Genomic DNA, 15,541 nt, shown 5'->3' with positions numbered 1-15,541 from the left:
GACTGCGGGAAATCGCAAATAGTGTCGGGTTTATGCGGGTTCGCCGTTGTTTATCGCCAACGGCGCCATGACTTTCGGGATAACCCGCAACGTAAAGTTGTTGTGCTGACATGAAACTCTCTGTGCACCCCCTGAACCGCAGGGGGATTTTTTTATGTAGCCGCTGATCCAGACGGCTATTGAAACTAGCTGGAGGTTTCTGATGTTCAAGCTCAACCCGATTTCCATTGCGATTGCCGCGACAGTGGCGCTGCACGCCACGCCAGTGCTCGCTCAACAGGGCCAGCCCGGAAGCGCCCAACTCGAGCGTGTCGAAGTGACCGGTAGTCGTATCTCGTCGCTCAATGCTGAGTCGGCAGCCCCGATTCAGGTCTTGTCCGCGGCCGACATCGCATCGTCTGGCGCTGCCAATTTGCAGGAGCTCCTCCTGAAGAGCCCGGTGTTCGGGACTCCCGCGATCAGCCGGAATAACTCGAACTTCAGCACTTCCAGCGCCGGTGTGGCCACGGTTGACTTGCGCAATCTTGGCTCCAACCGCACCTTGGTGCTTGTCAATGGCCGGCGCTATGTGTCCGGCGTTCCGGGGTCTTCTGCGGTGGACTTCAACACCATTCCCGCAGACTTCATCGAGCGCGTCGAGATCATGACAGGCGGCGCCTCGTCGACCTACGGCTCGGATGCTGTGGCTGGCGTGGTCAACGTGATTCTGAAGCGCAACTTGCAAGGCATGAAGTTCGATGCACAAGTTGGCCAGAGCGAGGAGGGCGACGATACGAAGAAGAAAGTCAGCGCCACCTTCGGTATGAACGGCAGCGACGGTCGCAGCAACCTGATGTTCAATCTGTCGGCTAGCCAGCAAGGCGCTGTCTATTCGCGAGATCGATCCTTCGCCGCTGTGGACCAGGCGTCTAAGGGTGCCTTTGTTACGGGCGAAGTAGGCGACATCTTCGTTATCCAGCGCCCCTTCTTTTCAAGCTTTGCGCCGCAAGGCCGTTTCTTCTACAACGACGGAACTGCCAATCGCAATTTCACCTATAACGCCGCCGGCGCTGAAATCCCGTTCTCGACCAACGGTCCCGCCGGAGATGGCGTCGGCGCGACCGGCTACAACCGTTCTGCGGTACGCACGATCGCGGTCCCTACGGACCGTCTGATGCTTGCGAGCAAGGGCGAGTTCGGCTTGAACGATGCGCACTCGGTTTACTTCGAGGCGAATTACGCGGCTACCAAGACGAAGACCCGTCTGGAACCTTACCCGCTTGACTCGACAGATCTTGGCGGGTTGATCCCGGCCGAGTTCATGGTCAATGGCGTGAAGCTCCGCAACCCATTGGTGCCGAATACGATTTACAACAACGCCGTTGACCGCGATGGTGATGGTCTGAAGGACTACAACTTCACACGCCGGATGTCGGATGTTGAGGTGCGTGGCAACAAGGCCAACCGAGATACATTCCGTGTGGTCGGTGGGCTGAAGGGTGAACTGAACAAGACCTGGTCCTACGACGCCTATGCGGTCCATTCCTTCACCAAGGAAGGTCAGACCGGTACCGGCCAGGTCAATGTGATGAACTTTATGAACGCGCTCAGCGCCGTTCAAGACGTCAATGACATCAACGGTAACGGCAGTACGACTGATGCCATTTGCAAGGACGCTATCGCACGTGCTCAAGGATGCGTGCCGGCGAACATCTTCGGCGCTAACACCCTGAGTGCAGAGGCATCCAAGTACATTCACGCGCCGTCGTCCTTGAACACGCGCCTGACCCAGAACCTGCTCGGCGCGTCTGTCAATGGCGAGCCATTCTCCCTACCTGCTGGCCCTGTGGGCCTGGCTTTTGGCGCGGAGTATCGCAAGGAAACATCGAGCACTGAATTCGACGCGCTGACTCAGACTGGCTTGAATGCAGGCAACGCTCTTCCCAACACCAAGGGCGAGTTTGATGTCAAGGAGCTGTTCGCCGAAGTGCGCCTGCCCTTGTTGAAGAATCTGCCCCTCGTGAAGTCGCTCGATGCTGCAGCTGCGGTTCGCCATGGCAAGTACTCGACGGTTGGCAACACCACCAGTTGGAATACCGGGATGGACTGGGCCCTGAACTCGACCTTCCGGGTTCGTGCCAACTACTCGGTGTCCACCCGTGCACCGAATATTGACGAGCTGTTCCAGGCGCCGTCGCAGACCTTCCCCACCGGTCTGGCCGATCCTTGCGAGGGCGTCAAGTCGACCGACACCAGCGCGACGGCGGTGGCCTGCAAGGCCGTACCGGGTGTGGCGGCCAATATGGCAGCCAACGGCGGGGTGTTCACGCTGACTCAACCCGACCAGCAAGGCATCAGCGGCTTTGACAGCGGCAATCCGAACCTGAAGGCTGAGAAGGGCAAGTCCACCACCTTTGGCTTCGTGATCACGCCTAAGACGATCGACCTGCTGCGCAACTTCACCTTCACTGCCGACTACTACGACATCAAGATCAAGGACGCCATCAACACCCCGGGACGTCAGTACGCTCTGGATCAGTGCTATGGCGGCGGCAACACCTCGTTCTGCCAGTTCATCAAGCGCCGTCCGGCCGATATCGGCCCGAACAGCGCCGGGTCGATCGAGTTCATCGACGAGACGGCGGCCAATACCGGCGGTGACCGTGTCGAGGGGGTTGACGTGACCGCCTCGTATCAGACCCGTCTGGGCGGTGGCACGTTGAACTCGCGCCTGGCCTACACCTACATCATGACCGCGTACAACCAGGCGACCCCTCAAGCTGCCAAGGATTATTCGCAGGGACAGATGCAAAACGACGTCACTAACCCGCGCAATCGCTGGATCCTGAACTTGGGTTACAGCATGGGTAACTGGGGCGTTGCGGCAACCACGACCTACTTCGGGACGGTCTATCTGGACGACACGTTCATGAATAGCAACTTCCCGGGCTGGAAGAAGTCGGATGCCAAGGTGAAGGCAAAGGCCTACCTGGATCTGCAGGGCCACTACCGTTTCGGCAAGGCTGAGGTCTACCTGGGTATCGACAATGCGCTGGGCACCAAGGCCCCTCCGATCATCTCGGGCCTGCCGGGCAACACGACCGGAGCTGAGACGAACGCCAGCGTCTATGACCCGATCGGCCGTCGCTACTACATCGGTGTGCGTTACAGCATGTAAGTGCTGCTGCCGCTGTCGCCGGTGAGGCGACAGCCCGAGCACAAGTCAAACCCCGGGGTCCTCACCTCGGGGGTTTTTTTGCTTGTGCATAGCGCGGATGTTGCGGGTAGCGGAGCGTTGCTTGTTTGCAACTTTCATCGCCTTGTAGCTTCGCGTAAACCCTTGGATGGGCTCGCTTCTGGGCTGTTTGCGCACAACTGTGCGTAGCCGGAAACGTTCGCGAGTGTGCTGCCATGCAAACTTGGTAGTCCAAAGCTTCGGCAATCTGTCCGGAGCTTTATTCGTTTGCGAGGCTGCTCTGACGAGCAGCCACCTTCAGCATCCAAGGAGTTCTCATGTTTAAGCTCAACGCGGTGAATCTGGCGATTGCAGCCGCCGCCGCCGCCGCAATGCCGGCCCAGGCCCAAGACCAACAGCTGGAGCGCGTCGTCGTGACCGGCTCAGCGATCAAGCGCATCGACGCCGAGACCGCCGTCCCGGTGACGGTTATCCGCTTCGAGGACCTGAAGCAGCAAGGCATCACCTCGGTGGAGCAGGTGATGACGGCCCTGTCGGCTGTGCAGATGCAACAGGGTTCGAGCCAGGTTGTCGGTGCTGGCACCGGCGGTGCCTCCTTTGCCGACATGCGCGGCATTGGCGCGAACAAGACCCTGGTGCTGCTCAACGGTCGCCGCATTGCCAATAACGCACTCGACAGTTCTGCCCCGGATCTGAACACGATCCCGTTCGCAGCCATCCAGCGCATCGAGGTGTTGCGCGACGGGGCATCGGCGCTGTACGGCACTGACGCCATCGGCGGTGTGATCAACTTCATCACCCGCAAGGACTTCGTTGGCGGCACGATCACGGTCGGTGCCGATTCGCCCAAGGACAAGGGGGGCAAGTCCAGCAATGTGAACCTCGGCTACGGTTTCGGCGACGTCGAGAAGAACGGCTTCAATGTCTTTGGCTTCCTGGACTTCCAAAAGCAAGACCGCATCCTCGGACCTGATCGTGTCTACAACAGCCGTGCCCCTGGCGGCCTGTCGCCGACTCCCTACCCCGCCAACTATTTCCAAGACGGTGACAGCGCCAACCCAGCCGCACCGAATTGCAACTCCAGTCCCAACCTGATCTCGGACGGTGCACTGGGCTGCACCATGGCCACTGCGGCCTTCGTCAACTACATCCCTAAAACCGAGCGTGTCTCCGGCATGCTCAAGGGGACGGTCAAGCTGACCGACAACCATCAGCTCGGCCTGGAGTACTTTGCCACCCGTGCCGAGGTGGACAGCGTGATCGCGCCCGTGCCATACGGCAACCTGAAGATGAACCGCCTGCGCCCGGATGGCACGCCTAACCCCTACTACCCGGGCAACCCGGGCAGCGCGTTCGCGCCTACCATCCCGCTGAGTCCGACTTACACAGAAGCCTTCATGCCGCCGGGCGTGCTGCCTGGCTTCATCACGGTCAAGTGGCGCGATCTGTTCCATGGCCCGCGTCAGGGCATCACCGATAACAAGCAGCAGCGCTTTACCGCGTCGCTGGAAGGCATGCTGGCCGGCTGGGACTACCAGACCGCGATCAGCTTCAATGAAAACAAGCTCACCGACAAACTCGCCGGCTACAGCAACGGTGATCTGATCACCAAGGGCGTGCTGGATGGCGTGATCAACCCATTCGGCGACCAGTCCGCTGCTGGCGCGGCCTTGCTGGAACAGGCGACGCTGGCAGGTACTCTGCAGACTGCCAAGGGCACGGTCACGACCCTCGATGCCCGCGCCAGCCGCGAGCTGTCCGATTGGTTCGGTGCGGGTCGCGCAGCCGCTGTGGCCATCGGCGCGGAGGCGCGTCGGGAGAAGTTCCGCAATGCCGCCAATGTCGAGTTTGCCGAGAAGGTCATTGCCAGCACCGGCTTCGATCCGGCGACATTGAACGCTGGTACTCGCAAGGTCTATGCTACATATGCCGAACTGAACGTGCCGCTGCTCAAGACGCTTGATGTCACGGCCGCCGTGCGTTACGACGATTACAGCGACTTCGGCGGGACGACCAACCCGAAATTCAGCTTCCGCTTCCAGCCCACCAAGGAAGTGCTGATGCGCGGCTCCTACTCGACCGGTTTCCGGGCTCCCTCGCTTTATGAGCTCAACGCTGCCCAGACCTACACCAACACCGGACAGTGGAACGACCCGGTCAATTGCCCGGGCGGAACGCCGATTGCCGGCAAGCCACGGGCCAGTAACTGCCAAGTGCAGTTCCAGCGTCTGACCGGCGGCAATCTGAATCTGAAGCCAGAAGAGGCCAAGAATGCCACCTTCGGCTTCGTGGTCGAGCCCGCTCAGAATCTGAGCCTGGGTGCGGATTTCTGGTGGGTCAAGGTTGAGCAGCAGATCAACGCCCTGAGCGAAACAACGGTGTTCGGTAACCCGACCAAGTATGCCGGTCTGTTCAATCGCAATCCGGCTGGCGATCTGTCGACCGACGGCTCGCAATGCCCGTTGCCGGCAACCTGCGGCTACATCGACCTGCGAACCCAGAACCTGGGCGGCGTTAAGACCAATGGTGTTGATCTCAGCGCCAACTATCGCCTGCGTACTGCTTCCGTTGGCGATTTTGGCTTCCTGCTCAACAGCACCTATGTGTCTAAGTTCAAGTACCAGACCGAAGCCGGTGGGAACTGGAATAACCGCGTCGGTGTCTACTCCGGCGAGGGCCCGGTGTTCCGCTGGCAGCACAACGCCACGGTCACCTGGTCGCAAGGCCAGTTCGCGGCAGGCTTTGCCGCTCACTACAAGTCTGGCTACTTGGATCAGGACCCGAGCAACAAGGTTGGCGGCTACGCTACCTTTGACGCGTATGGAACGTGGATGGCCACGAAGTCCGCGTCTCTGACCTTTGGTATTCGCAATCTGGCGGACAAGGAAGCTCCGTACTCCAATCAGGAAGAACTGTTCCAGGCCAACTACGATCCGCGCTTCGCGGACGCTATCGGCCGCACCTTCTACCTGCGCGGCAATTACAAGTTCTGAGTTCTTTTCAGGCTTGCATCAGAAGCGAGGAGGCCGCGAGGTCTCCTCGCTTTTTTTTGGTGTGCTGTCCCTAGAATGCTGACCATGCCAGACACCCAGCCGCCCATTTCCTGTGATGTCCTGATCATCGGCGCCGGCCCGGCCGGCTCGGCAGCCGCTCGGCGTCTGGCTCAACAGGGCCTCGATGTGCTGCTGGTCGACCAGCACAAGCCCGGCCGTGACAAGATCTGCGGCGATGGCCTGATTCCGGATGCCCATGCCGCGCTGTCGCGGCTCGGCGTACTGGACGCGGTCATGGCCAAGGCGCAGCGCATCGCGCACGTGGGCTGCATAGGCCCGCGCGGCGGCCGCATCGATGTGCCGGGGAATCTGGCGGTGCTGCCGCGGCGCGTGCTGGATCTGCTGCTGGTGGAGGCGGCGCAGGCGGCCGGCGCGCGCGTGCTGACGCCCTGGCGTTTCGAGGCGCCGATCGAGGATGGGCAGGGCCGTGTCGTCGGTGCTCGGCTGCGCAAGGACGAGCAGCTGATCGAGATCCAGGCCCGCTGGGTACTGCTCGCTACCGGCGCGACGCCGATGGCCCTCAGTGCTGCCGGCATGTGTGAACGCCACACGCCTAGCGGCGTGGCCTTGCGTGGGTATGTGCGGGCCCCCTCTATGGTGGGCCGCATCAAGGCGATGGACGTGGTCTGGAGCCGGGCGCTTCGGCCTGGTTATGGCTGGATCTTTCCGGCGCCCGGTGACTGCTTCAATATCGGTGTCGGTGTGACCGGCAGCCACAGCTCCGCCGCCGGCAAGGGTGCCAAGAAGGCGTTGAATCTGCGGGCCATCTTCGATGCCTTCACCACGCACTACGAGCCCGCCGCCCAGCTGATGCGCGAGGGCGAACTGGTCGGTGAGTTGAAGGGCGCGCCACTGCGCTTTAGCCTGGAGGGCGCGCGTTGGAGCCGCCCCGGCCTGATGGTGACCGGCGAAGCGGCGGGCTCCACATACTCGTTCACAGGCGAGGGCATCGGCAAGGCGTTGGAGACCGGCATGCTGGCCGCCGAAGCGGTGCTGGCCCATCGCGAGGACGATGCCGCCGCGCGCGCGCTCTACGAGCAGGGCCTGCGCGGACTCAAACCCAAATTCGATCTCTATGCCCGAGCCGACCGCATCAATGGCACGCCCTGGCTGGTCGACTTGCTGATCTGGCGCGCACAGAAAAGCCCGCGCATCCTGCGGCGCATGAGCGGCGTGCTCAACGAGACGAGCAACCCCGGCAGCCTGATCACTGTCAGGGGGCTTACCCGCTTGTTTCTGGAGTAGCTCTCATGTGTCAGTTGCTGGGCATGAATGCCAACACGCCGACCGATGTGATGTTCAGCTTCACCGGCCTGGCCACCCGCGCCGACGAGCACAAGGACGGCTTCGGCATCGCCTTCTTCGAGGGCCGCGGCCTGCGCCATTTCGTCGACCACTGCAGCGCCCGCGCCTCGCCGCTGGCTGAGCTGGTCAAGCACTACCCGATCAAGAGCGACAACGTCATCGCCCATATCCGCAAGGCCACGCAGGGCCAGGTGGCGCTGGAGAACACCCATCCCTTCCAGCGTGAGCTGTGGGGGCGCTACTGGGTGTTCGCGCACAACGGCAATCTGGTCGACTTCAACCCGCGCCTGCATGCAGCCTTCAAGCCGGTCGGCCAGACCGACAGCGAGCGCGCCTTCTGCTGGCTGATGCAGGAGCTGGCCAAGGCCCATTGCGATGTGCCCAGCATCGCCGAGCTCAGCGCCACGCTGGCCGAGCTGATGCCGCAACTGGCGCGCCACGGCACCTTCAATATGCTTTTGTCCAACGGCCAGGCGCTGTGGGCTCATGGCTCCACCCATCTGCACTATCTGCTGCGGGCCCATCCCTTCGGTCCGGCCCGGCTTAGCGACGAGGACCTGAGCGTCGACTTTGCCCACCACACGACCGCGCGCGACCGCGTCGCGGTGATCGCAACTGAGCCGCTGACTCGCGATGAAGCCTGGGTTGCGTTCGCGCCCGGCGAGCTGAAGGTCTTTGTCGATGGCGTCCTGCTGTCGCGCTGAAGTCTCCACCCATCCGCCGAATCCGCCATTCGCCGCAGCACCGGCGTCCGGTGTCCGGCGTCTGCCTAGACTGCGCCTATGAGCGAATCTCCCGCCACCCGCAAGCCCGCCGCGCTGGACTGGACCCAGTGGCTGTGCCCCGGCCCGCGCCGGGTCTTCGCCGCCGAGGAACTGGCGCGCGCCGGCACCCAAGCCTGGCCGCGCGGCATCGACCACTATGTCTACGGCAACGCCCTGATGATGCTGCTGATCTTCAGTGCCGAGCTGCCCGAGGGCTGGGGCCTGCCGGTGCTGCTGCTGAGCCTCGGTGCAGCGGCGGGCGCGCTGGGGGTCGCCCGCTGGCTGTGGCGACAGCCGAGCCGGCTGCGTCTGAACCTGGCTAGCTGGTTGCTCACCCTGGTGTTCCTGCTGGGCCTGCTGCTCTACCAGGGTTGGGGTCATCCGGTGCCGATGCTGCCGCTGCTGGTGGTGACCGGCGCGCTGGTGACGGCGCTGAGCGCCTGGTGGTTTCTGACCCTGTACCGGGTGCAGCAGATCGAGGCCCGGCTGGCAGAGCTGGGCGAGCAGGCCCGCAGCCTGAGTCTGGCGCGCCGCCTGGCCGCAGCCCAGATCCAGCCGCACTTCCTGTTCAACACCCTGGCCTCGCTGCAGCACTGGGTTGATACGCAGGACAGCCGCGCCGGCCCCACCTTGCGCTCCTTCACCCGTTATCTGCGTGCCACCCTGCCGATGTTCGAGCGCGATGCGCTGAGCCTGACAGACGAGCTCGCCATCGTGCGCAGTTATCTGGAAGTGATGCAGGCCCGGCTCGGCGAGCGGCTGAACTGGGAGTTGCGGGCCGAGCCGGGGCTTGATGCGCTGCTGCTGCCGCCCGGCGCTCTACTGACTCTGGTCGAGAACGCGATCGCCCATGGCATCGAGCCCAGCCTTCGCGGCGGCCGTATCGAGCTGCAGGTGCTCGCCGAACACGGCCAGGTGCTGATCGAGGTTCGCGACGACGGTGCCGGCCTTGTGGGCACGCCCTGTGATGGCGTCGGCCTCGCCAACACCCGCGCCCGCCTGGCCCAGCTGCATGGCGATCAGGCCCGGCTCGAAGTCCTGCCGCAGCAGCCTGGCTGTCTGTCCCGCATCATCCTTGCCCGAAATCCATGAACCAGATCAAAGCCCTGATTGCCGATGATGAAGAAGGCCCGCGCGAACAGCTGCGCACCGCGCTGGCGCGCCTGTGGCCCGAGCTGGAGATTGCGGCCGCCAGCATCCACGGGGTGGATGCCTGGGACGATTTCCTGGCCCATGAGCCGCAGGTCTGCTTCCTCGACATCCGCATGCCCGGTCTGAACGGCCTGGAAGTGGCCCGCCGCATGGCGGCCACCGACCGGCCTCCGCAGGTGGTGTTCGTCACCGCCTATGGCGACCATGCGCTGTCGGCCTTCGATGCCGGCGCGGTGGACTATGTGATGAAACCGGTGGATGACGAACGCTTGCGCCAGGCCATCGGCCGCGTCAAGACCCGGTTGCAGCGCATGCAGCCGGGCCCGGATCTACAGGCCTTGCTCGAGCAGTTGCTGCCGGCGCCGCAGCGGCCGCGCATGATCCAGGCTTCGCTGGGCCGCGAGGTGAAAATGATCGCCCCCGAGGAGGTGATCTATTTCGAGAGCGACAACCGCTACACCCGGGTCGTCCACCACGGCGGCGAGGCCCTGATCCGCACGCCGCTGAAGGAGCTGCTGGCCACACTGGATGAGCAGCAGTTCTGGCAGGTGCACCGCTCGGTGCTGGTCAACAGCCGCTGCATCGCCAGCGCGGTGCGGGTGGACGAGAACAGCATGCACATCACCCTCAAGGGCCGGGCCGAGACACTGCCGGTGTCGCGGCAGTTCCAGGGGCTGTTCAAGGGACAATGAAGCGTGGACGTACCGGGCGGCTCGGCTCTGGCAGGGTATCAAATGACAAATTCGATACCAACTCACCTGACTTGATCTCAGCATTTTTGCCGAAATGCGTTGAATAAATCATGATATTCTCCTGCTGAAATGTGAGTTTTTCTGTTTAAAACGATACATTTGATAATCATCCTGCCATGCAATCATGTCCGGCAGGGTGAGGAATCAGAGGGCAAACCCGTCGAAAGGCGGGGACGCAAAGCCACCGGCCTACCGCGCAGCAGCGCCAGGGCAGCGGGGTTGCCAGGAACTCTTTGGAGTTCTTGATCAGGCGTGGCCCTCGCTCAATTTTTTCAGGAGCGCCTTGGTCATGCAGCAGTCTCTTCGCCCTTCACACGTTGGCTCGCGCTCGCGTTCCACCCTTGCGGCACTGGCCGGATTCTGGTGTTTGCTGCTGAGCGCCTGCGGCGGCGGGCAGCCCGAAAGCAGTGCCGAGCCCAGCATGGCGCCTTTGGCCAGTGCGACCAGCAGCTTGGAACTGCAGCCGGACGACTGGCCCGACGCTGCTGCTCAGCTGGAGGCCAGACCGAGTTTTCATATGGCGCCGGTGATTCTGGACGCGCCCGGCGAGCTCGACATGCGCAATCCCAACGCATCGGCAGCGATGGGGCCACGTCAGCAAGTCGTACCCGCGGAACTCAGCGGCCTGCCCACGCACGGCCTGACGGTGCAAGTCCTGGAGGCTTCGATACGCCGCCAGGCCCTTAGCGCCAAACCGACCGATGTGCTCAAGCCTATGGCAGGCAGCGGCGTCGTCTCCACTTTCACGCCGGCGCAGATCCGCGCAGCCTATGGCTTGCCGCCTTTGCCTGCGGTCGGCGCGGCCCTGACGTCGGCGCAAGCCGCCCAGCTGGGCGCCGGGCAGACGATCTACATCGTCAATGCCATGCACGACCCCTATATCGTCGCTGAGTTGGCCGCCTTCAACCAACGCTTCGGGCTGCCGGCCTGCACGAGCAAGGCAATCGCCAGCAATGCGCCTTTGCCGCTGGCCAAGGCCTCCGGCACCGCGTGTGAATTCAGCCAGGTCTACAGCACGGCAGCAGGCAGGATGACGTCTAGCGCCCCGCCCTATAACGCGGGGTGGGCGACCGAGATCGCGCTCGATGTGCAATGGGCCCATGCCACGGCGCCGCTGGCCCGCATCGTCTTGATCGAAGCCGCAGATGCCTCGCTCAACAGTCTTCTTGGTGGCATCAAGCTGGCCAACGCCATGGGCCCCGGCGTGGTGTCCATGAGCTTCGGCGCCAACGAGGGCGGCTACACCGCCTCGGTGGATGCGGCCTTCTCCGCCGCCGGCATGAGCTATCTGGCTGCCACCGGCGACTCCGGCGCGGCCGTCTCCTGGCCGGCCGTGTCGCCCAATGTCCTGGCCGTCAGCGGTACCAGCCTGAGCTACAGCGGCAGCGGACCCCGCAGCGAAGTGGCCTGGACCGGCACCGGCGGTGGCGTCAGCGCCTACACCAGCAAGCCGGCCTACCAGAGCGCTGCCGTGCCCGGCATGGGCACGCCGCTGCGGCGCAGCGTGGCCGATGTCGCCTTCAACGCCGACCCCAGCACCGGGCAGTATGTTGCGGTTCAGTCGACCAGCGGCGCCCTCAGCTGGATCAGTGCCGGTGGCACCAGCCTGGCCACCCCGCAATGGGCCGGCCTGCTGGCCGTGGCCAATTCGGTGCGAGCGCTGGCTGGCAAGGCGGTCCTGGGCGCCGCCCACCCGACCCTGTACGGCAGCATCGCCAGCGTTCCCGGGCACTACGCAGCCAGCTTTTCCGACATCAATCGCGGTGCCAATGGCAGCTGCAGCACCTGCGCTGCCAAGATCGGCTACGACACCGCTACCGGTCTGGGCACGCCCCATGGTGCCGGCTTGCTGAGTGTGCTCGGCAGCGGCGTCGCCAACCCTGCAGCCGCTGCCCCGGTGGTGACACCCGCCGGCATCAGCGGCAAGGTCGGTACAGCGCTGAGCTTTACCGCCTCCGCCAGCGGCCCGAATGTGCTGAGCTTCAGCCTCAGCGGAGCGCCGGCCGGCATGTCGATCTCGGCCAGCTCCGGCGTGGTCAGCTGGCCCAGCCCGGTGGCCGGCAGCTATGCGGTCACGGTGGTCGCCAAGGACGGCATGACCGGGCTGAGCGGGCAGGCGGTCTACAGCATCAGTGTGAGCGCAGCGCCTGTTGGGGCCAGCCCCCAGGTCGCCGCCGCCACGCTGGCCGGCAGGGCTGGCGTGCCCTTGAGCTACGCCCTGGTCACGAAGTCCCTCAATCCGCTGACCTACAGCCTCGGCGCCGCGCCTGGCGGCTTGAGCGTGAATGCCAGCGGCGTGTTGAGTTGGGCCAAGCCGGTGCTTGGGGCCCACAAGGTGACGGTGACGGTCAAGGACAGTAAGACCGCCTTGAGCGCCCAGGCCGCAATCAGCCTGAACATCACGGCCGGCGCGCCGCAGATTAGCGCCGCGGCCCTCAACGGCGTGGCCGGCAAGGCGCTCACCGGCCGCATCAATGTGTCCGCGCCCGGCGCCACGGCCCTGTCGATCTCGATCTCGGGAGCCCCTCTGGGCATGATGTTCTCCGCCAGCGGATCGACCGTCAGCCTCAGCTGGGCCAAGCCGGTGTCGGGCCGCTATAGCTTGAACATTGTGGTGCGGGACAACACCGGTCAAACCGCCACGGCCACCCTGCCGATCACCATCGCGGCCAGGTAGGCGGCCTGGAAGCCGCTGCGGCAGGCAGGGGAGTCCCCACCGCACGAAGCCCCGCGCTTGGGCACAATGCCCGCATCGTTTTCACCCGATGCAAAGAAGAACCGATGGCTGCGTTCCCTGCTCCCCGTTTCGACGAGTTCTACCGCTACGAGGAGCTGACCCAGCTCCTGTTCGCCTATGCCGAGGCGCGGCCCAATCTAGTCTCGGTGCGCAGCATCGGCAAGAGCTACGAGGGTCGCGACATCTGGGTGTTGGTTCTGACCAATACGGCTACCGGCGCCGATGTCGACAAGCCAGCCTTCTGGCTGGACGGCAATATCCACGCCGCCGAGCTGACCGCCTCGACCACTTGCCTGTACTACCTCAACGACCTGCTGCTCAAGTACGGCCACGATGCGCAGGTGACCCAGCTGCTGGACACGCGCGTGATCTATATGGTGCCGCGCCTGAATCCCGATGGCGCCGAGCTGGCCCTGGCCGACCGCCCCCGCCACATCCGCTCCTCGACCCGCCGCTACCCTTACGACGAGGAGCCGGTCGAGGGCCTGACCATCGAGGACGTTGACGGCGACGGCCGCATCCTGACCATGCGGGTACCCGATCCCCACGGCGGCTACAAGAAGCATGAGCAGGACCCGCGCCTGATGGTCGCGCGCGAGCCCGGCGAGTTCGGCGGGGAGTATTACCGGCTGATCCCCGAAGGATTCATCAAGAACCATGACGGCCTGACGGTCGCCGTCAACCGCGACCGCGAGGGCCTGGACCTGAACCGCAACTTCCCTAGCGAGTGGCGCCAGGAGTACAAGCAGGTCGGCGCCGGACCCTACCCGACCAGCGAGCCCGAGGTGCGGGCCATGGTGGACTTCATCACCTGCCACCCCAATATCGGCGCGGCCATCAGCTATCACACCCACAGTGGCGTGATCCTGCGCCCGATGGGCGGTCACAGCGACGAGGACATGATTCCCGAGGACCTGTGGGCCTACAAGCGCTTCTCGGAGCTGGGCGTCAAGCACAGCGGCTACCCTGCCATCAGCATCTGGCACGACTTCAAATACCACCCCAAGGAAGTCATCTCCGGCACTCAGGACTGGGTCTACGAGCACCTGGGCGCGCTGTTCTGGGTGGTCGAGATCTGGTCGCCCAACAAGGAGGCCGGCATCGAGGGCTATAAGTGGATCGACTGGTATCGCGACCATCCGGTCGAGGACGACCTGAAGCTTCTGAAGTGGAGCGACGAGCAGTGCGAGGGCCGGGCCCATGTGGACTGGCGACCCTTTCAGCACCCGCAGCTCGGCGCGGTCGAGATCGGCGGCTGGGACAAGATGAACTACTGGCGCAATCCGCCGCCGCATTTGCGCGAGCGCGAGGCCGCTCGTTTCCCGGGCTGGATGAACCAGATCGCGCTGTCCCTGCCCAAGCTGGAGCTCCTGCGCACCGAGGTGCGCGCGCTCGGATCAGACACCTGGCGCGTGCGTCTGGCGGTGGCCAATAGTGGCTATCTGCCTGCCTACATCACCAAGCGGGCGCTGGAGCGCAAGGTGGTGCGCGGCGTGATGTTCGAAATCCATCTGCCGCCCGGCAATCCGGAGATCAGCCTGCTCGGCGGCAAGGAGCGCATCGAAGGCCCGCAGCTGGAGGGCCACGCGCCCAAGCAGTCGCAGCAGGCCTTCCTGCCCAGTCGCGACGTCACGGCCGACCGGGCCGTCGGCGAGTGGGTGGTGCGCGCGCCCAAGGGCACCCGGCTGGCGCTCAGCGCCAGCGCCGAGCGCGCCGGGACGGTCCGGACCGAGGTGGTGCTGGACTGAGATCGAACCGAGGACAAGCCAAGTGGCTTGTCCGAGGCTGAGTGCGCAGCAAGGGCGGATCAGCGGCTCATGATCGCCGCCCGGTGGTGGCGAGGCGGCGCCGGGCGGCGATACCCAGTAGCCCGGCGGTCATCAGCGCCCAGGCGGCGGGCTCAGGCACCGGGGCCCTCTGGCCGTACTGGATGTGATCCACCTCGATGCCGCCGGCGCTGTTGCTGATGTGAATGGAGCGGATGCCGCCTGCGAACTGAACGCCGAAGAAGCGGTCTTCGCCGGTGGTGCCGCCAAAGCTGCCATCGGCAAAGCCAGTGGCGGTGAAGCTGCCCAGGTTCTGGCCGTCCGAGCCTGTGGCGCTGAAGCTGATGGTGCCCACCCCGTCGGTCCAGACCAGACCGAAGGCCGTGGGCAGCGGACCGTTGCCCTGGTAGCTGAAGCGCACACCTTTGTTGCCGTCACCAAAGAACCAGCTGCGGCACAGCAAGGGGGCTGCGGTTGCGCAGGAACCGTCGATCGCGCCGTCGTCGGCATCCACCGAGTCGACGCCGCTAGGCCCGCGGCCCGTCAGCACGCTGCCGTCGCTGCCTGCCAGACTGGCATGCAGGCTGCCGTCCTCCAGAGTGTCGAGCAGGTTGGGCGAGCCACCGGCGTAAAAGCCTACCGGGATGTCGGCTGCCGACAGATAGGCGGTCGGGCCGAAGAAAACGGGCTCGGCGGCCAGGCTGCCGGTGGCGGCTGCGAGCAGCGCCAGCCCAGTGCCGAGACGGCGGCCCCGGCGTTCTGGGGTCTTGTGCAGTGTCATGAGTGAGAACTCCCTGGGAGTGACAGAAAGAGTTGAGCCAGGCACGGGTGTGCGAG

9 protein-coding genes and 1 riboswitch are annotated in these 15,541 nt (G+C 64.3%); of the genes, 8 read left to right on the top strand and 1 reads right to left on the bottom strand.

Features of this window, described 5'->3' with window-relative positions:
- Positions 1-202: 202 nt before the first annotated feature.
- The 8 genes from OOZ63_RS19680 to OOZ63_RS19645 all read left to right on the top strand — a co-directional run bounded on the left by OOZ63_RS19680 (position 203) and on the right by OOZ63_RS19645 (position 14,686).
- Positions 203-3,157 (top strand): TonB-dependent receptor plug domain-containing protein, encoded by a 2,955-nt coding sequence (locus tag OOZ63_RS19680; protein WP_266007301.1) that lies wholly within the window; start codon positions 203-205, stop codon positions 3,155-3,157.
- Positions 3,158-3,492: 335 nt separating this feature from the next.
- A complete protein-coding gene (locus OOZ63_RS19675; protein WP_266007300.1) occupies positions 3,493-6,168 on the top strand; it encodes a TonB-dependent receptor in 2,676 nt (891 codons plus the stop codon).
- Between the two features lie 84 nt (positions 6,169-6,252).
- Positions 6,253-7,473: an NAD(P)/FAD-dependent oxidoreductase gene (locus tag OOZ63_RS19670; protein WP_266007298.1), complete on the top strand. Its 1,221-nt coding sequence runs from the start codon at positions 6,253-6,255 to the stop codon at positions 7,471-7,473.
- Between the two features lie 5 nt (positions 7,474-7,478).
- Positions 7,479-8,237 carry a class II glutamine amidotransferase gene (locus OOZ63_RS19665; RefSeq protein WP_266007296.1) on the top strand — a complete coding sequence of 253 codons (759 nt, stop codon included), beginning with the start codon at positions 7,479-7,481 and terminating at the stop codon, positions 8,235-8,237.
- 78 nt (positions 8,238-8,315) lie between these two features.
- Positions 8,316-9,389, top strand: a complete 1,074-nt coding sequence (locus OOZ63_RS19660) for a sensor histidine kinase (protein WP_266007295.1) — start codon at positions 8,316-8,318, stop codon at positions 9,387-9,389.
- Positions 9,386-10,141: a LytR/AlgR family response regulator transcription factor gene (locus tag OOZ63_RS19655; RefSeq protein ID WP_266007294.1), complete on the top strand. Its 756-nt coding sequence runs from the start codon at positions 9,386-9,388 to the stop codon at positions 10,139-10,141. The genes OOZ63_RS19660 and OOZ63_RS19655 overlap by 4 nt, the downstream gene beginning before the upstream one ends.
- A 200-nt stretch (positions 10,142-10,341) precedes the next feature.
- A riboswitch (cyclic di-GMP riboswitch) is annotated at positions 10,342-10,428 on the top strand.
- A gap of 62 nt (positions 10,429-10,490) precedes the next feature.
- The gene (locus OOZ63_RS19650; protein ID WP_266007293.1) at positions 10,491-12,878 is read left to right on the top strand and encodes a putative Ig domain-containing protein; all 2,388 of its coding nucleotides are present in this window, start codon (positions 10,491-10,493) and stop codon (positions 12,876-12,878) included.
- 104 nt (positions 12,879-12,982) lie between these two features.
- Entirely contained in the window at positions 12,983-14,686 is a 1,704-nt protein-coding gene (locus OOZ63_RS19645; RefSeq protein ID WP_266007292.1) for a M14 family metallopeptidase, read from the top strand.
- A 67-nt stretch (positions 14,687-14,753) separates the two neighbouring features.
- Here the strand turns inward: OOZ63_RS19645 and OOZ63_RS19640 are convergent, their stop codons facing one another.
- Positions 14,754-15,485, bottom strand: coding sequence for a PEP-CTERM sorting domain-containing protein (locus OOZ63_RS19640; protein ID WP_266007291.1), 732 nt, complete (start codon positions 15,483-15,485; stop codon positions 14,754-14,756).
- Positions 15,486-15,541 lie beyond the last annotated feature (56 nt).

Origin of the sequence: Paucibacter sp. PLA-PC-4 (genome assembly GCF_026241155.1) — a bacterium.
GTDB lineage: Bacteria > Pseudomonadota > Gammaproteobacteria > Burkholderiales > Burkholderiaceae_C > Roseateles_E.
Note: the sequence above shows the minus strand (reverse complement) of the source record. Positions and strands in the feature narration are given on the sequence as shown.

Coding starts and splice junctions, on each gene's coding strand:
- OOZ63_RS19640 (WP_266007291.1), bottom strand. CDS start 15,485: ATGACACTGCACAAGACCCCAGAACGCCGGGGCCGCCGTCTCGGCACT.
- OOZ63_RS19675 (WP_266007300.1), top strand. CDS start 3,493: ATGTTTAAGCTCAACGCGGTGAATCTGGCGATTGCAGCCGCCGCCGCC.
- OOZ63_RS19655 (WP_266007294.1), top strand. CDS start 9,386: ATGAACCAGATCAAAGCCCTGATTGCCGATGATGAAGAAGGCCCGCGC.
- OOZ63_RS19645 (WP_266007292.1), top strand. CDS start 12,983: ATGGCTGCGTTCCCTGCTCCCCGTTTCGACGAGTTCTACCGCTACGAG.
- OOZ63_RS19670 (WP_266007298.1), top strand. CDS start 6,253: ATGCCAGACACCCAGCCGCCCATTTCCTGTGATGTCCTGATCATCGGC.
- OOZ63_RS19660 (WP_266007295.1), top strand. CDS start 8,316: ATGAGCGAATCTCCCGCCACCCGCAAGCCCGCCGCGCTGGACTGGACC.
- OOZ63_RS19650 (WP_266007293.1), top strand. CDS start 10,491: ATGCAGCAGTCTCTTCGCCCTTCACACGTTGGCTCGCGCTCGCGTTCC.
- OOZ63_RS19665 (WP_266007296.1), top strand. CDS start 7,479: ATGTGTCAGTTGCTGGGCATGAATGCCAACACGCCGACCGATGTGATG.
- OOZ63_RS19680 (WP_266007301.1), top strand. CDS start 203: ATGTTCAAGCTCAACCCGATTTCCATTGCGATTGCCGCGACAGTGGCG.